Origin of the sequence: Solirubrobacter soli DSM 22325 (assembly GCF_000423665.1) — a bacterium.
Classification (GTDB): domain Bacteria; phylum Actinomycetota; class Thermoleophilia; order Solirubrobacterales; family Solirubrobacteraceae; genus Solirubrobacter; species Solirubrobacter soli.
In genome coordinates this window covers 425,422-442,971 of record NZ_KE384070.1, presented here as the reverse complement: position 1 = coordinate 442,971, position 17,550 = coordinate 425,422, and the positions used below count along the sequence as shown (strand labels likewise).

Genomic DNA, 17,550 nt, shown 5'->3' with positions numbered 1-17,550 from the left:
CCCATGGAGCTGATCATCGTCCTGGTGATCGCTCTGCTCGTCCTCGGTCCCAAGCGTCTCCCGGATGCGGGCCGTTCGCTGGGCCAGGGCCTGCGCGAGTTCAAGAAGTCCGTCTCCGGCTCGTCTTCGTCTGACGAATCGGCCTAGCCGTCCCGCGCCGGCACCGCCGTCAGCTGGGCGATCGTCGCCGCGAACTGATCGAGCGTCACCGGCTTGACGAGATAGTGGTTCATGCCCGCCGCGAGACACTCGTGGCGGGTGTCGTTTGAGGCATAGCCGCTGAGGCCGACGACGATCGGGCCGCGGTCGCCCGGGAACCGGCGGCGGATGATGCGGGTGGCCTCGAGCCCGCTGAGCTCGGGCATCTGCATGTCCATGAAGACGAGGTCGTAGGGCTGGCGTTCGATCGCCTCGATCGCCTCGATGCCGTTGCCGGCGGTGTCGGGGGCGAAGCCGAGCTCGCCGAGCAGCAGGGCGGTCACGCGCTGGTTGGCGCGGTTGTCGTCGACGATCAGGATCCGCAGCCCTTCTGTGGCATCGACCTCGACCGCGGGGGCGACGGCGTGCGCGGCCGGGGTCGGCGGGTCGACGAGGCCGGCCGGGATCGTGAGGGTGAACGTCGAGCCCTCGCCGAGCGTGCTCTCCACGGCGACCGCGCCGCCGAGGAGGTCCGCCAGCTGGGCGGAGATCGCGAGGCCGAGGCCGGTTCCCTTGCGACGGTCCGAGTCACCGACCTGCACGAACGCCTCGAACAGCGCGGCCTGGTCGGCGCCGGAGATGCCGATGCCCGTGTCGGCGATCGCGAAGCGCAGCTCACACAGGTACGGGCCGGCGGCGCCCGCCTCGAGCGTCAGCGTCACCTGGCCGGTCTCCGTGAACTTGACCGCGTTCGCCAGCAGGTTGATCAGGATCTGCGAGAGCCGGCCGCTGTCGCCGATCACCCACTCGGGGACGTCCGGCGCGATGTGGCTGAGCAGCGGGAGCTGCTTGGCGCCGGCGTCCACGGCGACGATGTCGAGCGCGTCCTGGACGCAGCGGCGGACGTCGAACGGCGCGCGCTCGAGTTGGATCGCGCCCGCCTCGATCTTCGAGAAGTCCAACACGTCGCCGACCAGGTTCAGCAGGTGCTCGCCGCTCGAGCGCAGCACCTGCGCGTACTCGGCCTGGGTCTCGTTCAACGGCGAGCGCAGCAGGAGCGACGTCATGCCGATGATCGCGTTCAGCGGCGTCCGGATCTCGTGGCTGATCCCGGCGACGAACTGGCTCTTGGCCGCGGCCGCCGCGGCGAGCTCGCGGTTGACTTCCTCCAACCGCTGCGCGGACTCCTCCCGCATGCGGGCGAGTGACAGGGTCGCCGAGACCCGCGCGATCAGCTCGCGGCCGGAGAACGGCTTGATCAGGTAGTCGTCGGCGCCCGCCTCGAGTCCTTCGACGGCGGCCTCCTCCCCCGCGCGCGCCGAGAGCATGATCACCGGGATCGCGCGGGTGCGCTCGTGGGCGCGCAGCCCCGCGAGCAGCCCGAAGCCGTCCAGCCGCGGCATCATCACGTCGGTCAGCACGAGGTCCGGCGGGTCGGCCACGGCGCTCTGCAGCGCCGCCTCGCCGTCGGGGACGGTCGTCACCTGGAAGCGGCCCCGCAGCAGCCGCGCGACGTGGCGGCGCATGTCGTCGTTGTCGTCGGCGAGCAGGATCCGCGGGCGCTCGTCGCTCTCGTCCAGCGGCCACTCGTCGACGACCTCGTCGGAGCCGAGCCAGTTGGCGGCCTCGTGCAGGTGGGCGGCGGCCGCCGCGCCGGCGACGGCGGCCTCGGTCTCGTCGCCCACGTGGTCGGCGGGCAGGTGCGCGCGGCCGGCGTGCACGGAGGTGACGAACGTGCTGCCCTGACCGAGCTCGGACTCGATCCGCACCTCCCCGCCGTGCAGCCGCGTGAGCTCCTGCACGACCGCGAGCCCGATGCCAGTTCCCTCGTGCGTGCGTGAGCGGGCGTCGCGGACGCGGTGGAAGCGATCGAACAGCCGCGGGATCTCGTCCGCCGGGATCCCGATGCCGGTGTCGGAGACGGCGAGCTCCGCGCCGTCCCCGGTCCAGCGCAGCGTCACGCCGATCCGCCCCTTGAACGTGTGCTTGAACGCGTTGGAGAGCAGGTTCAGGACGACCTTCTCCCACATCTCGCGATCGACGTACACGAGCTCGGGAAGCGGCTCGCAGTCGACGACGAGCTCGAGCCCGGCGCTCTCGATCGTCGACCGGAAGAGGCTCGCGAGGTCGGCGGTGTACGCCGCGAGGTCGGTCGGCAGATAGCGGGCCTGCGCGCGGCCGGACTCGATCCGCGAGAAGTCGAGCAGCGAGTTCACGAGCCGGAGCAGCCGCAGGCTGTTGCGGTGCGCTGTCGTGAGCCGCTCGCGGCCGACCGCGTTGAGATCGGGGTCGGCGAGCTCCTCCTCCAGCGGCCCGAGCATCAGCGTCAGCGGCGTGCGGAACTCGTGGGAGACGTTCGAGAAGAACGCGGTCTTGGCGCGGTCGATGTCAGCCAGCGCCTCCGCGCGGGCGCGCTCCTGCTCGTAGGCGAGCGCGTTCGCCAGCGCGCTCGTGACGCCCTGCGCGACGAGGTCGAAGAACCCGCGATAGGTCTCGTCGAGCTCGAGGCGCGTGCTCACGCCCGCGACCAGCACGCCCGCGGGCCGTTCGACGCCCGGGGGGCTGACCGGGAGGAGCAGCGCCTGCTCGAGCGGCTCGTCGTGCGGGCCGGCGTGCACGGGGCCGAAGCGGGCGGTGAGGTCCGTGAGGTGGACCGTCTCGCCGGTGCGCACGACCGTGGCGACGGCGGAGCGGCGGTCGGCGACGTCGATCAGCTCCGGTGTCAGCGGGTGTCCGGCGCGCAGGCCGGTCCGGCCGGCCACGTGCGCGGTCTCGCCATCGACGAGGTAGAGCGCGAGGAACGGCAGGTCGAGGCGGAAGCCGGCGAGCACCTCGAGCGACAGCTCTGTGGCCTGGCCGACGGTGCGGGCGCGAACGGCGCAGGCGGCCAGGTCGCGAAGGGCGTGCGTGCGGCGGTCGGAGAGCATCCGCGGCGTGGTCTCGGTCACCGGGTGAAAGAGCCCGACGACCTGTCCAGACTCGTCGCGGATCGGGCTCAGCGAGAACGTGAACCAGGTCTCTTCGAGATAGCCGTTTCGATCCAGGAACATCGGTTGGTTCTCGAGGAACGCCGTCTCGCCGGCCCGGGCGGTCTCGAACGCGCCGCCGATCGCCGGCCACGCCGACGCCCAGCACTCGCGATAGTCCGACGCGAACTCCCGCGGGTGCTTGTCGCCGCACACCTTCGAGTACGCCTCGTTCCAGATCTGCACCGCGCCCGGACCCCAGATGACATTGATCGGGAACGACGATGCCAGCGACAGCGACACCGTCGTCTGCAAGCTCTCCGGCCAGTCCTCGATGGGACCGAGCGCCGTCTGTGACCAGTCCTTCGAACGAATCAGCTCGACGATCTCCCCGTCGCCGACCAGCCAGCCGTTGTTGCCCACCCGCACCCCCGTCGCGCGCTTACAGGACCCGTGACTTGACCATGGGCGGACCGCGCCCGTCACGCGCGGGTGACGCTAACGCGCCACGATGGACGCTGTCCACGCCACAAACCGGTGAGTCGCGGCGCACCGCGAAGTCGCCGCAAATCGAGTGTTAGAGACCTGACGGCGGGATGAGCAGGATCACGTGCAAAACGCGGGGACCGTGCACGCCCTCGACCCGATCGAGCTCGATGTCGGAGGTCGCCGACGGGCCCGAGACGAACGTGATCGGCCGGTCCGCGGCGGCCGCCAGACGCGCGATGGCGTCGGGCACCGAGGGCACGACATCCGTGGCCTCGACGATGCAGACGTGCAGGTCCGGCACGAGCGTGAGCGCGCGGCGACCGGACGCCGGCCCCGAGTCGAGCACGATCGTGCCGGTGTCGGCGATCGCGAGCGCGGAGCCGGTGACGACCGCGTCGAGCGTGTCGAGCTCCGCCACGCTCAGCCCGGTGTCCTCGATCGCCTCGACGCCGATGTCCCGAAACCCCGGCGGCACCCCCACCCGCTCGAACCCGGCGAGCAGCGATGCCACCGTCGCGGGGAGCTCGTCCGGCGCGATCCGGTGGACCGTCGCGCGGTACTCGGCGACGTTCTCGCAGAACGCCTCGACGATCCCCTCGGTGGGGAGCGAGCCGGCCGCGCGATAGGCGCGCGGGACGTCAGGGACGGTCGGCGCGGCCCCGAGCGCCCCGCGGATGCGCGCGAGGACGTCGGCCTTGGCGGAGCTCACGAGGCGTCCTCCGAAGAGGTCGCGCCGGGGGGCGGCGAAGCCGCGGGCGGCGCCGCGCCGGGGGGCGGCGCAGCCGCGGGCGGAGCCGCGGGCGGCGCAGCCGCGGGCGGAGCCGCGGGCGGCGCAGCCGCGGGCGGCGCCGCGCCGGCGGGGCGCGGCGGGCGCTTGCGCCACCAGTCGCGGAAGGTCTCTTTGGGCGGCTCCGGGAGGTCGCGCATCGCGGTCCAGCCCGGGACGGCGGCCTTCGCCAGCGGGCCGCGGCCCAACCGCGCCAGCCGCTGCGCGCCCTCGTAGCGGCGGCGGGACCCGAAGGCCGCGGCCATGCCCTTCATCGCCAGGGCCTCAGGGGTCAGCTTCGACTTCTCCTCGCGCACGACCCGCCCGCGCAGGTGCACCAGCACCGTCGGGATGTCGATCTTGACCGGGCAGACCTCGTAACAGGCGCCGCACAGCGACGAGGCCCACGGGAGCGACGGCGCCGTCTCCAACCCGTTAAGCAGCGGCGTCAGGATCGCGCCGATCGGGCCCGGGTAGACGGACTCGTACGCCTGGCCGCCGACGCGCTCATAGACCGGGCAGACGTTCAGGCAGGCCGAGCAGCGGATGCAATGCAGCGCCTGGCGCCCCACCTCGTCCGCCAGCACGTTCGTGCGGCCGCCGTCCAACAACACGAGATGGAACTCCTGCGGGCCGTCGCCCTCACGCACGCCGGTCCACAGCGACGTGTACGGGTTCATCCGCTCGGCGGTGGAGCTCCTCGGCAGCAGTTGCAGGAAGACCTCGAGGTCCTGCCACGACGGCAGCACCTTCTCGATGCCCATGATCGTCACCAGGGCCTTCGGCAGCGTCAGGCACATGCGCCCGTTGCCCTCGGACTCGACGACGGCGATCGTGCCGGTCTCGGCCACGCCGAAGTTCGCGCCCGACACGGCGACCGGGACGGTCAGGAACTTCGAGCGCAGGTGCAGGCGCGCGGCCTCGGCGATCGCCGACGCGTCGTTCCCCAGGTGCTGGCCCTGCGCGATCGTGCGCTCGAACAGCGCGCGGATCTCGGCCCGGTTGCGATGGATCGCGGGCACGAGGATGTGCGACTGCTTGTCCTCCGGATCGAGCTGGACGATCAGCTCCGCCAGGTCGGTCTCCAGCGCGTGGATCCCGACCTCGGCCAGTGCCTCGTTCATCCCGATCTCGTCCGTCGCCAGCGACTTGACCTTGATGACCTCGTCGGTGCCGTGCGCGCGGGCGACCGAAGCGACGATCGCGTTCGCCTCCGCCCCGTCGCGCGCCCAGTGCACGACGCCGCCCGCGGCGACCACGGCCGCCTCCAGACGTTCGAGCTGCTCAGGCAACGTCGCCATCGTGCGCGCCTTGATCGCCTCGCCGGCGTCGCGCAGCGCCTCCCAGTCGGGGAGCTCGGCGACCGCGCGTTCGCGCTTGCCCCGGATCAGCGTCGTGGCCTTGCCGATGTTGCGCCGCAGCTGGGAGTCGGCCAGCGAGACGCGAGCGGCGGACTGGAAGCTCACTCCTGCGCCGCCAGGATCTCGGCGAGGTGCATCGTGCGCACGCCGGTGCGCTGGCGCTTCAACGCCCCGCCGATGTGCATCAGGCAGGACGTGTCGGCGGACGTGCAGACCTCCGCCCGCGTGTCCAGCACGTGCCGGACCTTGTCGCTCAACATCGCCATCGAGGTGTCGGCGTTCTTGATCGCGAACGTCCCGCCGAACCCGCAGCACTCGCGCTCGCCCTCGAGCCCGACGAGCTCGATGCCGCGCACGGCCTCCAGAAGCCGCCGCGGCCGGTCGCCGATGTGCAGCAGCCGCAGCGAGTGACACGTCGGATGAAGCGTCACCCGGTGCGGGAACGACGCGCCCACGTCGACCACGCCCAAGCGGTCGATCAGGAACTCGGTGAGCTCGTACACGTGCGGGGCGTCCGCGATCCGCTCGCGCACGTGCGCGACGCACGACGCCGAGGGCGAGACCACGGCGTCGTAGCCCGCGAAGACCCGCGAGAAGCGGGACATGAGCCCGCCCGCCTCGTGCTCGTAGCCCGAGTTGACGTGCATCTGCCCGCAGCAGGTCTGCTCGAGCGGGAACTCGACCTCACAGCCGAGGCGCTCGAGGACCTCGACGACGGCGCGTCCGGCCTCTGGGAACAGGGTGTCGTTGAAACACGTGACGAAGAGCGCGACGCGCATTGACCCGATGTTTTATCGCGAGTACGCCGCGGGCACGCCCCCGTCGACGTTGAGGATGTTCCCCGTCGACTTGCCGGAGCGCCGCTCGGAGGCGAAATGCAGGACCGCCTCGGCGATGTCGCCCGGCAGGATCGACACCTTGAGCGTGTTGCGCTGGCGATAGTGCTCGTCGAGCTGCTCCGGGTCCAGGTTGTACGCCGCGGCGCGCTCCTCGCGCCAGGACGAGCCCCAGATCTTCGAGCCCTGCAGCACCGCGTCGGGGTTGACGGTGTTGACGCGGATGCCGTCGCCGCCGCCCTCCTCGGCCAGGCAGCGCGCGAGGTGCAGCTCAGCCGCCTTGGCCGACGAGTACGCCGCCGCGTTCTTGCCCGCGACCAGGGCGTTCTTGGACGCGACGAAGACGATCGACCCGCCGACGCCCTGCTGCTTGAGCACCTGGAACGACGAGCGGCCGACGAGGAAGTAGCCGGTGCCGAGGATCGCGTGGTTGCGCTCCCACTCGGCCAGCGTGGTCTCCTCGATCGAGGCGCTCGAGGCGATGCCGGCGTTGCTGACGACGATGTCCACGCCGCCGAACGCGTCCACGGCGGCGGCGAACGCGCCCGCCACGGAGTCCTCCGACGTCACGTCGCCCGCGACCGCGAGCCCGCGGTCGCCATAGGCGGCCACCGCCTCCGCGGCGCCCTCGCCGTCGAGGTCGAACGCGACCACGCAGGCGCCGGCGGACGCCAGCGACTCGATGATCGCGCGCCCGATGCCACCCGCGCCGCCGGTGACCAGCGCGACCTTGCCCTGCAGCTCGCCGGGAGGCGGCGCCTGCGCGAGCTTGTAGAGCTCGAGCGGCCAGTACTCGATCGCGAAGGACTCCGCGGCGTCCAGCGAGACGAACTCGCCCAGCGCCTGCGCACCCGCCATGACCTCGATCGCGCGGTGATACAGGTCGCGCGAGACCTTCGACAGCTTCGTGGTCGTCCCGGTGGAGACCATGCCCATGCCCTCGACGAGCACGATCCGCGGGTCCGGGTCGCCCGGGACGTCGCCCTCGCCGGCATGCGCCTCGAAGTACGCGCGATAGTCCTCGCGGTACGCGCGGGCGAGGTCGGCGATGCCCTCCGGGGTGGCGTTCTCGCGCGAGACCCACAGCGGCAGGCGCTTGGTGTGCACGAGGTGATCGGGACACGGCGCGCCGACCGTGACCAGCTCCGCCACCTCGCTCGAGGTGACGAACTCCATCACGCGGTCGGACGTGTCGACGGTGAGCACCTTCGCGCGCTCGCTGGAGACGGCGCCGCGGATCGCCGGCAGGAGCTCGTGCAGCGACCCGGACGGCTCGCTGTTGCGACCGCCGAAGCGGGGCACGTCGCCCGTGCGCTCGTTGACGAACGCGACCGCCTGGTTGATGACCTCGATCGTCTTGCGGTAGGCCTCCTCGGCCGTCTCGCCCCACACGATCAGGCCGTGCTTGCCGAGCACGATCAGCTTCAGGTCCGGGTTGTCGCGGACCGCCTCGCCGACCTGCTTGGAGAGCGTGAAGCCCGGGCGGATGTACGGCACCCAGGCGGCGCTGTCACCGAAGCACTCGGCCACGAGCCGCTCGCCGTCGCGCGTGCCCGCGAGCACGTTGATGCCGTCCGGGTGCGTGTGCTGGACGTGCGGCGCCGGGACGAACGCGTGCAGCAGCGTCTCGATCGACGCGCGCGGCGCCGCCGGGTCCAGCTGGCTGCGCGCGATGTAGGCGACCATGTCCTCGTCGGACATCTCGCCGCGCTCCATCAGCGGCAGCAGCTCATCCACCCGCAGCGGAGTGAAGTGCTCCGGGCCCATGGTCGCCAGATCCGACCCGGAGCCCTTCACCCACATGGCGTTGACCGAACGCCCGGTGTGATCGACGGTCACGCCCTTCGCGGATGTGTTCCCGCCGCCGAAGTTCGACACGGCCCGGTTCGCCCCCAGCAGGTGCGAGGCGAGGACGACCTGCCCGAGTGTGTCCTCGGGCACGCCCTCCGCTGGCCAGAGGTCCTCTACATGGTCGATCAGGGGAGTCACAGTGCTCATCGGGTCAGCTCCGTCTGGGTCTCACGTTCGGTGGCCATCCGCGCGGCGTAGCCGGACTCGCGGAGGGCGCGGATCGGGTTCTCGGCGGCGCCCAGCGCGACGCGCGCCTCAGCGCACGCCGGTCGGACGTCGGTGTTGAAGGCGTCGAGCAGGACCTCGTGGCCGGCGAGGACGTCGCAGGCCTGCTGGGCCGCGCGCAAGGCGGAGCGATCGACCAGCAGCGCCTTGGCGTAGGCCTCCTGCAGGTTGACGACGGACAGCGTCATCGCTTCGACCTTGGCCTCGATGTTGTGGGACTGGTCGATGGTCAGTCGAGTCCCGCCCACCCGCGTGTCGCTCGCCGTCAACTCGACGAAGATCAGGAACAGCTCGAACGGATTGACCGACCCGACGATCAGGTCGTCGTCGGCGTACTTGCGGTTGTTGAAGTGGAAGCCGCCGAGGCGGTCCTCCTCGGCGAGGAACGCCACGATCTGCTCGATGTTCGTGCCCTGCGCGTGGTGGCCGAGGTCGACCAGCACCTTCGCGCGCTCGCCCAGCTTCAGGCAGGTCAGCAGCGCGCTGCCCCAGTCGGCCAGGTCGGTCGCGTAGAACGCGGGCTCGAAGAACTTGTACTCGACGAGGAACTCCTGCGCGGCGGGCAGCTCGGCGTACACGCGGCCGAGGCAGTCCAGCAGCCGGCGGCGGCGCTCGCGCAGGTCGTCCTGGCCCGGGTAGTTGGTGCCGTCGGCGAGCCACAGCGACTGCGCGGTGGCACCGAGCGCGGTGGCGATCTCGACGCACTCGAGCATGTGCGCGACCGCCTTCTCGCGCACCGCCGCGTCGGGGTGGGTGACCGAGCCGAGCTTGTAGTCGGGGTCCTGGAAGAGATTCGGGTTGACCGCGCCGACCTGCAGGCCGCGCGACTCGATCGCGCCGCGCAGCTCGTCGTAGTCGTCGACCGCGTCCCACGGGAAGTGCAGCGCGACGCGGCCCGCGGTGCCGGTGAGGCGGTGCACCTCGGCGGCGTCGTCGAGCTTCTCGAACGTGTCGCGGGGACGGCCGGGCTGCGGGAAGACGCCGAAGCGGGTGCCCGAGTCCGCGTAGCCCCACGACGGGGTCTCGATCACGAGTTTCGACAGGTCAAGCATGGACACGTTCCTTGGAAGGCTCGTACGACACGGGTTGGAAGGAGGCGGCCGAGACCGCGCGCATGTCGCTCAGCGAGCCCAGCTCGCCGGCGGCGCGCGCCTGGACCAGCACGTTGCCCAGCGCGGTCGCCTCGACCGGGCCGGCGAGCACCTCGCGGCCGCAGACATCGGCGGTCAGCTGGCACAGCAGCGCGTTCTGGGCGCCGCCGCCGATCACGTGCAGGGTGCGCACCTCGCGACCGGACACGGCCTCCAACCGCTCCAGCACGAGCTTGTACTTGGTGGCGAGCGAGACGTAGATCGAGCGCACGATCTCGCCGCGCGACATGTCCGCCTTGCCGCACGCCTCGGCGACCATCGCGGGCATGTCGCCGCCGCGCAGGAAGCGCTCGTCGTCGGGGTCGAACACGGGCACCGGGCCGGTGACCTCGCGCGCCGCGGCGTGCAGCTCGGTGAAGCCGGCGTCCCAGACGCGCGCGCACTCCTGCTCGAGCCACAGGCCCATCACGTTCTTGAGCAGCCGGATCGTGCCGTCGACGCCGCGCTCGTTGGTCAGCGCGGGATCTGAGAACACGGGCGCCGGAAGTTCCAGCCCCAGCAAGGACCATGTGCCGCTCGACAGGACTGCCGAGTGCTCGTCGCGCAAGGGGGTCGCGGCATACGCGGACGCGGTGTCATGCGACGCGACGGTGTAGACGGGCGCGTCGACGTCGTGGTGGCCCAGCGCCGAGCCGAGGTTCGTCCCCGGCTCGACCAGCGCACCGAACGGACGCGCCGGCAGGCCGAGGCGCTCGATCAGCTCGATCGACCACGCCCCCGTCCGCGCGTCCAGCAGCGCGGTCGTCGACGCGTTGGTGACCTCGTTGGCCAGCTCGCCGCTCAGCCAGTAGGCCAGCAGGTCCGGGACCAGCGCGATCGAGGCCGCGTTCTCCAGCGCCGGGCCGCGCTCGGCCAACAGCTGGTAGACGGTGTTGATCGGCATGTCCTGGATGCCGGTGATCTCGTAGCCCGCGACGCCGGACGCACCCTCCGTGCGCTCGTCGCGGTAGTGGAACGGCAGGCCGAGGACACGGCCGTCGGCGTCGAGGAGCGCATAGTCCACGCCCCACGTATCGACACCGATGCCGTCGAGCTTGCGCCCGCGCAACGCCCCCACCGCCTCGGTGAAGAGATGCAGCAGGTTCCAGCGCAGCCCGTCCGGGAGCCGCACGGGGCGGTTCGCGAACCGGTGGCACGGCTCCAGCGACATCACGGAGCCGTCGAAGCGGCCGCAGACCACTCGGCCACTCGAAGCTCCAAAATCGATTGCGGCGAACTCAGTCAAGGTGGAACACCTCTTCGATGCGAGCGAACGTCAGCGCGTCTTCGAAGAACGGCGCCATCTCCGCCTGCCAGCGTGCGTTGGAGTCAGTCTCCTCCATCGCACGCTGCGCGGCACCGAAGTCCTCGGTCTCGAGGTAGCCGATCAAGAGGCCGTCGGAGCGCAGGAACAGCGAGTAGTTCGACCAGCCCGCCGCGCTGAGCGCCGCGAGCATCTCCGGCCAGACGGCCTTATGACGCTCGCGATACTCGTCGAGGCGGTCCGCGCGCACCCGGACCTCAAAGCAGACACGTTCCATGAGTGCGCGCGGCGTTCCGACTAGAAGTCGAACTGGTCGATGTTGGCCTTGTCGAAGACCGTCGGCGGGCCGAGCAGGACCTCGCCCTTGGCGCCCACCGTCTTCTCGCCCAGGTCGCCGGCCTTGAACTTGTCGCCCTCGGCGCCGGTGATCTGGCCCGAGGCCAGCGAGGCCGCGGCGTAGCCGGCGAGCTCGCCGAGCTTGGCCGGATCCCACAGCTCGAACGCGTCGATCGTGCCGTCCTTGACGAAGTCACGCAGCTGGTTCGGCGTGCCGAGACCGGTCAGCTTGACCTTGCCCTTGTACTTGGAGCCCTGCAGGTAGCGCGCGGCGGCCGCGATGCCCACCGTGGTCGGCGAGATGATGCCCTTCAGGTCGGGGTAGGCCTGCAGCAGACCCTGCGTCTCCTCGAAGGACTTCTGATCGTCGTCGTTGCCGTACGCGATCTTGACCAGCTTCATCTTCGAGTACTCGGGCTTGGAGAGCTCGTCCTTCATGAAGTCGATCCAGGTGTTCTGGTTCGTCGCGTTGGGCGTGGCGCTCAGGATCGCGATGTTGCCCTCGTTGTTGATCTGCTTGGCGAGCAGCTGCACCTCGGAACGACCCAGGTCCTCGGCAGCGGCCTGGTTGATGAACAGGTCGCGGCCCTTCGGGTTGGTGTCGGAGTCGTACGTGACGACCTTGATGCCCGCCGCGCGCGCCTTGTCCAGCGCCGGCACGACCGCGTTCGGGTCGTTGGCGCTGATCACGATCGCGTCCTGCTTCTGCGTCGTCAGCGTGTTGATGTAGCTGACCTGCGAGGAGGCTGTGGCATCGGACGGACCGACGCGCTTGAACTCGCCCTTGACGGCGTTGACCGCGTCCTCGCCGCCCTTGTCGGAGATCGTGAAGTACGGGTTGTTGATCTGCTTGGGCAAGAAGGCGATCTTCAGGCCCTCCTTGATCTCCCCGCCGCCGCTCGCGGCCGGAGTGCTCGCCGACGAGGCGCCCGAACCACTGGACGACTCCTTGTCCGTGCTGTCCTTCGTGGAACCGCACGCACTGACGGTCAGCATGCCGGCGAGCGTGAGCGCCGCCAGGCCTGCCTTACTGGACTTGAACATTTCCCTCCTCACGGGATTTGGTGGTTCGTAGGGCCTCGCGCACCCGGGCGGTGACGCTCGGGCCGAGGACGGAGAGCAGCAGCAGGCTGCCGGTGACGATGGTCAGCACCTCGGCGGAGACGTCGTTGAGCGTCAGCGCGTTGCGGAGCGTCCCGAGAAGCAGCACGGCGCAGATGACGCCGAGCAGGTTCCCGCGACCGCCGAAGATCGAGACGCCGCCCAGGAGCACGACGGCCACGACAGAGAGCTCGAGGCCGGCCGCGTTGTCCGCCCGCGCCGAGGCGAAGCGGAAGGTGAAGATGATGCCGGCGAGCGCGGAGACCATGCCGGTGATGACGAAGAGCCAGAACTTGATCCGCTTGACGCGCACGCCGGAGAAGTGCGCGGCCTCTTCGTTGGCGCCCATCGCGAAGATCGAGCGCCCGATGCCGGTGAAGTGCAGGACGACGCCGAAGGCGACCGCCAGCACGATGTAGAGGATGAACGGGTTCGGGATCTGGGTGCCGGCGAACGAGCCGAACCCCCAGTCGGTGAACTTCGAGGGGAAGTCCGCGACGGCCTCGTCGCCGAGGATCACGTAGGCGAGGCCGCGGTACATCGCGAGCGTGCCGATCGTGACGGCCAGTGAGGGGAGGCCCAGGCGTGTGACCAGCACGCCGTTGAGGGCTCCGGCCAAGGCTCCGGCGACGAGGACCGCCGGGATGATCATCTCCATCGCCCAGCCGTGGTTCCACAGATAGCCCATCAGGGCGCTGGTGAGGCCGAGCACCGAGGCGACGCTCAGGTCGATCTCCGCGGCGATGATGATCAAGGTGAGCGGGAGCGCGATGATCGCGATCTCGACGATGTCCGACAGGATCGAGTTGAGGTTCCCGCCGGTGAGGAAGTCCTCCGACGTGCTCGTCCCGTAGATGATCGAGGCGATCAGCAGGAAGACGGTGACCGTCTCCCAGCGCGCCAGGCGAGACTTGAGCTCAGACACGGTGGCTCGCCCTCTTTCGCAGTTCGCGCGCCAATCGGTGCGCCAGGAAGGCGTCGAGACCGATCGCAAGGAGCAGCAGCGCGCCGTTGATCGCCTGCTCCCAGAAGGGGTTGACCTGCAGGATCACGAGCGCGGAGCGGATCGTGCCCAGCAGCAGCGCGCCGAGCGCGGCGCCGTAGACGGTGCCCGCGCCGCCGAAGATCGCGACGCCGCCGACGACCACCGCGGAGACCGCGGCGAGCTCGATGCCATTGCCGGCGGCCGCGTCGAGCGTGCCGTAGCGCGCGGCGTACAGGACGCCCGCCAGGCCGGCGATGGCACCGCTGGCCACGAACGCGCCGAGCACACGGCGGGTGGTGCGGATGCCGGCGAGGTTGGCGGCGTCGGGGTTGGAGCCGATCGCGTACAGCTCGCGGCCCATACGGGCGCGGCCGAGCACCGTGCCGACCACCAGCATCGCGGCGATCGTGAACAGCGGCAGGACCGGGATGCCCGCGATCTCGGCCGTCCCGAGGTGCAGGAAGCCGTCGGGCATGTCGGCGGCGTTGATCTGGCGCCCGTGCGCCCACGCGTAGTCGATGCCGCGGATCACGTACAGCGTGCCGAGCGTGATCACCAGCGAGGGGACCTTCGCGAACGCGACCATCGCGCCGTTGATCAACCCGAAGAACGCGCCGAAGAGGACCCCGAGGATGAAGACGAGGACGATCGGCATGTTGTGGTCGGCGAACAGCACGCCCGTGGAGAACGCGGTGATGCCGAGCACCGAGCCGACGCTCAGGTCGATGTTGCGGGTGACGACGACGATCGTCTGCCCGACCGCGAGCAGGCCCACGATCGTGACGTTGAGCAGGATGTCGCGCAGGTTCTGCGCGTTGAGGAAGCGGGGCTCGGCCAGCGAGACGGCGAGCACGAGCACGGCGAGGACGCCGATCAGGCTGACCTCGCGGGCGCGCACGACCGTGTCGATGAATGAGCGGCGCTCCTGGCTCGGCGTGTTCGCCGGGGCCGGCGCGGGCGCGCTTGCCGTCTGCACGCTCATGCCACCACCTTCTGGCCCGTCGCCGCGCGCACGACCGACTCCTCGTCGGCCTCCTCGCGGGTGAGCTCGCGGGCGATCCGGCCCTCGTGCATCACGAGCACGCGGTCCGCCATCCCGAGCACCTCGGGCAGCTCGGACGAGATCATCAGCACGGCGAGCCCCTCACCTGCGAGCTCTGACATCAATCGGTGCACCTCCGCCTTCGTTCCGACGTCGATGCCACGGGTCGGCTCGTCGATGATCAGGACCTTCGGGCCGGTGGCGAGCCACTTCCCCAGCACGACCTTCTGCTGGTTGCCGCCCGAGAGGAAGCCGACCGGGTCGGCCAGCTTGTGGAACTTGAGTTGCAGCTTGGTCGCCCAGTCGGAGGCGAGCTCGGCCTCTGATCCGCGCCCGATCACGCCGAGCTTGCCGCGCAGCGCCTGCAGGCGGGTGAGGCCGATGTTGCGCTCGATCGAGAGCTCCATCACGAGGCCCTGCTGGCGGCGGTCCTCTGGGACCAGGCCGATGCCGGCGCGCATGGCCGCGCTCGGTGAGCCGCGCTTGAGCTTGAGGCCGTCGACGTAGACGTCGCCGGCGTCGGGGGTGTCGACGCCGAAGATCGCCCGTGCCACTTCGCTGCGTCCCGCGCCCACGAGGCCGGCGAGCGCGACGATCTCGCCGCGGCGGACCTCGAAGGAGACATCGATGAACACGCCCTCGCGCGTGAGGCGCTTGACCTCGAGGACCGTCTCGCCGATGGTCGCTTCCTGCTTCGGGAAGAGCTGGTTGAGCTCGCGGCCGACCATCCGGCGCACGAGGTCGTCGGTGGTCATCGCGGCGGTCGTGCCGTCGTGGGTGACCTGGCCGTCGCGCAGGACCGTGACCGTGTCGCAGATCGTGAAGATCTCGTCGAGCCGGTGCGAGATGAACAACACCGCGGCGCCGCGCTCGCGCAGGGTCTTGACGACGCCGAACAGGCGGTCGACCTCGTGGCCGGACAGCGCCGCGGTCGGCTCGTCCATGATCAACACGCGCGCGTCGAACGAGAGCGCCTTGGCGATCTCGACGATCTGCTGGTCGGCGATCGAGAGGCCGCGGACCGGCTGCTCGGGGTCGAGCGTGACACCGAGGCGGTCCATCAGGTCCTGCACCTGGCGGTGCAGCGCCTTGCGGTCGATGCGGCGCAGCGAGCCCAGCGGGTGGCGCCCCATCATCACGTTCTCCGCCACCGAGAGATCGGGGAAGAGCGTCGGCTCCTGGTAGATCACGGCGACACCCGCGTCGCGGGCGTCGGCCGGGCCGTGGAAGGTGACCGGCGCGCCATCCACCAGCACGTCCCCCTCGTCGGGGCGCTGGACGCCGGCGAGCATGCGCACGATCGTCGACTTGCCGGCGCCGTTCTCGCCCGCGAGCGCCCGGACCTCTCCGGAACTCAGCGCGATCGAGACGTCCCGTGAGGCGCGCACGGCGCCGTAGGACTTGCTGGCGCCTTTGAGCGCGATGATCGGTGTCGACGACTCAGCTGTCAGTTGCTGGTTGATTTGAGGCTCCTCCCCCTCGAAACAACAGAACACGATCAAAACAGAGCGCTCTTGGTCTGTCAAGAGCGAATCGCGGTTTTGTTTGAGCGTTTTATGATCGGTTTCGCGTGGTTCCTTGACAAACCGATCATGTATTGGTTGTCTGAGCGCAGGAGGGGATAGCAATCGCACGCAGACGATCAGATGAGTCGCCAGGCCTCCTGGCCGAGACGCGCCGTCGGGAGATCGCCGACCGCATGCGCACCATGGGTGCGGTGACGGTCGCCGAGGTCGAGGAGCTGTTCGGCGTCTCGCCGATGACCGCCCGCCGCGACCTCGCCGAGCTCGAGCGCCGCGGCGTCGCCCGCCGCACCCACGGCGGTGCCGTCCTGCCGACCATCAGCGCGCACGAGGACTCGTTCGCCCGCCGCCTCGACGTCGACGCCGACGAGAAGACCCGCCTGGCCGAGACCGCCGTGGGGATGCTCACCCCCCACGAGACGATCTTCCTCGACTCCTCCACGACGACCTACTACGTCGCGCGCCGCCTCGTCGAGACCCACATCGCGGCGACCGTGCTGACCAACTCGCTGCCGGTCATGGAGCTCCTGTTCCGCGAGGGCGGCCCCGAGCTCGAGGTGATCGGCATCGGCGGCAACCTGCGGCGCCTCACGCGGTCCTTCGTCGGCCCCTTCGCCGTGCGCACCGTGCAGGGCCACTTCGCCGACCGCCTGTTCTTCTCGGTCAAGGGCATCGCCGCCAACGGCATGCTCACCGACGCCGAACCGCTCGAGGCCGAGCTCAAGCGCACCATGATCGAACAGGCCTCCGACACCGTGTTGCTCATCGACCACTCCAAACTCGAGGTCCGCGGCCTGAGCGTGATCGCACCGATCGCCGACGTCGACACCGTCGTCGTCACCGGGCTGGAGGAGTCCCAGGCCGACGCGCTGCGCCTGGGTGGCATGACCGTCCTGACGGCTTAGCCGGGCGGGAGCGCCGACGTTACATCGGCGCCCTGCCGCGGGACCCCGGCCTCGACGAAGCTCGACGGCAGGGCGACGCCCGTGCCGCAGATCTCACGTAGGTAGTGCAGGTGCGGCCCGGTCGAGTGACCGGTCGAACCCACGGTGCCGACCTTGGTGCCGACGGCCACGGTCTGCCCTGGGAAGACGGCGACGGTGTTCAGGTGCGCGAATCGGGCGCACGTCCCGTCGGCCGCGCGGATCGCGACCGTGTTCCCGTAGTTCGTGTTGCAGGTCGGCCGCGTGAACGCGCAGCCGTCCGCGGCGATCTCGACGGTCCCCGCGACTCCGGCATAGAGCGGCGTGCCGAGCGGGAGCCCGAAGTCCCACGCGTAGCGGTTCCACTCGTTGAAATGGCTGAACGACCCGCCGTTCCCCTGATTGACGCGCGCGGTCGTCCCACTCGCCCACGGCAGATACTGCGGGACGGTCGCGCGCGGCGGCGGGGGCGGCGCGGGCCTGGCGAACGGCTGAAAGCGGCCGGTGAAGAACAGGATCCAGAGCACGCAGATGCCCAGCCCGACGATGCGCGTGCGTGTGGAGAACACGCCGCGCACCGTAGGCCGCCCATCGGTGAGGGGAAATGCACTATC

The 17,550-nt window shown here is 70.4% G+C and carries 15 protein-coding genes; 2 read left to right on the top strand and 13 right to left on the bottom strand.

Annotated elements, in window-relative coordinates; all coding sequences use genetic code 11:
* Nucleotides 1–3: 3 nt before the first annotated feature.
* Complete coding sequence (gene tatA / locus G569_RS0134940) at nt 4–147, top strand: twin-arginine translocase TatA/TatE family subunit (RefSeq protein ID WP_053227437.1); 144 nt, start codon at nt 4–6, stop codon at nt 145–147.
* On the opposite strand, the gene G569_RS54120 is transcribed toward tatA, so the two are convergent.
* The 12 genes from G569_RS54120 to G569_RS0134880 all read right to left on the bottom strand — a co-directional run bounded on the left by G569_RS54120 (nt 144) and on the right by G569_RS0134880 (nt 15,941).
* The gene (locus tag G569_RS54120; protein ID WP_157592522.1) at nt 144–3,527 is read right to left on the bottom strand and encodes an ATP-binding protein; all 3,384 of its coding nucleotides are present in this window, start codon (nt 3,525–3,527) and stop codon (nt 144–146) included. The genes tatA and G569_RS54120 overlap by 4 nt on opposite strands.
* A gap of 154 nt (nt 3,528–3,681) precedes the next feature.
* Nucleotides 3,682–4,302, bottom strand: coding sequence for a LutC/YkgG family protein (locus tag G569_RS0134930; RefSeq protein ID WP_028066858.1), 621 nt, complete (start codon nt 4,300–4,302; stop codon nt 3,682–3,684).
* Complete coding sequence (locus G569_RS54115) at nt 4,299–5,825, bottom strand: lactate utilization protein B (protein ID WP_064750513.1); 1,527 nt, start codon at nt 5,823–5,825, stop codon at nt 4,299–4,301. The genes G569_RS0134930 and G569_RS54115 overlap by 4 nt, the downstream gene beginning before the upstream one ends.
* Entirely contained in the window at nt 5,822–6,499 is a 678-nt protein-coding gene (locus G569_RS0134920) for a (Fe-S)-binding protein (protein WP_028066857.1), read from the bottom strand. Before G569_RS0134920 ends, G569_RS54115 begins: the two co-directional genes overlap by 4 nt.
* A 12-nt stretch (nt 6,500–6,511) precedes the next feature.
* Nucleotides 6,512–8,554, bottom strand: coding sequence for a bifunctional rhamnulose-1-phosphate aldolase/short-chain dehydrogenase (gene rhaD, locus G569_RS0134915; RefSeq protein ID WP_028066856.1), 2,043 nt, complete (start codon nt 8,552–8,554; stop codon nt 6,512–6,514).
* The gene (gene rhaI / locus G569_RS0134910) at nt 8,551–9,684 is read right to left on the bottom strand and encodes an L-rhamnose isomerase (protein WP_037501193.1); all 1,134 of its coding nucleotides are present in this window, start codon (nt 9,682–9,684) and stop codon (nt 8,551–8,553) included. The genes rhaD and rhaI overlap by 4 nt, the downstream gene beginning before the upstream one ends.
* Nucleotides 9,677–10,963: a rhamnulokinase gene (locus G569_RS54110; RefSeq protein WP_211233172.1), complete on the bottom strand. Its 1,287-nt coding sequence runs from the start codon at nt 10,961–10,963 to the stop codon at nt 9,677–9,679. The genes rhaI and G569_RS54110 overlap by 8 nt, the downstream gene beginning before the upstream one ends.
* A 37-nt stretch (nt 10,964–11,000) precedes the next feature.
* Nucleotides 11,001–11,303 (bottom strand): L-rhamnose mutarotase, encoded by a 303-nt coding sequence (locus G569_RS0134900; RefSeq protein WP_028066854.1) that lies wholly within the window; start codon nt 11,301–11,303, stop codon nt 11,001–11,003.
* 20 nt (nt 11,304–11,323) lie between these two features.
* Nucleotides 11,324–12,406, bottom strand: coding sequence for a rhamnose ABC transporter substrate-binding protein (gene rhaS, locus G569_RS0134895; protein WP_028066853.1), 1,083 nt, complete (start codon nt 12,404–12,406; stop codon nt 11,324–11,326).
* On the bottom strand, nt 12,390–13,388 hold the full coding sequence (locus G569_RS0134890) for an ABC transporter permease (RefSeq protein WP_028066852.1): 999 nt from the start codon (nt 13,386–13,388) through the stop codon (nt 12,390–12,392). The genes rhaS and G569_RS0134890 overlap by 17 nt, the downstream gene beginning before the upstream one ends.
* Nucleotides 13,381–14,430 (bottom strand): ABC transporter permease, encoded by a 1,050-nt coding sequence (locus tag G569_RS0134885; RefSeq protein ID WP_028066851.1) that lies wholly within the window; start codon nt 14,428–14,430, stop codon nt 13,381–13,383. The genes G569_RS0134890 and G569_RS0134885 overlap by 8 nt, the downstream gene beginning before the upstream one ends.
* Nucleotides 14,427–15,941: a sugar ABC transporter ATP-binding protein gene (locus G569_RS0134880; protein WP_028066850.1), complete on the bottom strand. Its 1,515-nt coding sequence runs from the start codon at nt 15,939–15,941 to the stop codon at nt 14,427–14,429. The genes G569_RS0134885 and G569_RS0134880 overlap by 4 nt, the downstream gene beginning before the upstream one ends.
* 248 nt (nt 15,942–16,189) lie before the next feature.
* Between G569_RS0134880 and G569_RS54105 the strand changes: the two genes are divergently transcribed.
* Entirely contained in the window at nt 16,190–16,918 is a 729-nt protein-coding gene (locus tag G569_RS54105; protein ID WP_084286040.1) for a DeoR/GlpR family DNA-binding transcription regulator, read from the top strand.
* Here G569_RS54105 and G569_RS54100 read toward each other — a convergent pair.
* Nucleotides 16,915–17,505 carry a M23 family metallopeptidase gene (locus G569_RS54100; protein ID WP_169542309.1) on the bottom strand — a complete coding sequence of 197 codons (591 nt, stop codon included), beginning with the start codon at nt 17,503–17,505 and terminating at the stop codon, nt 16,915–16,917. The two genes, G569_RS54105 and G569_RS54100, sit on opposite strands and share 4 nt — an antisense overlap.
* Nucleotides 17,506–17,550: the final 45 nt, after the last annotated feature.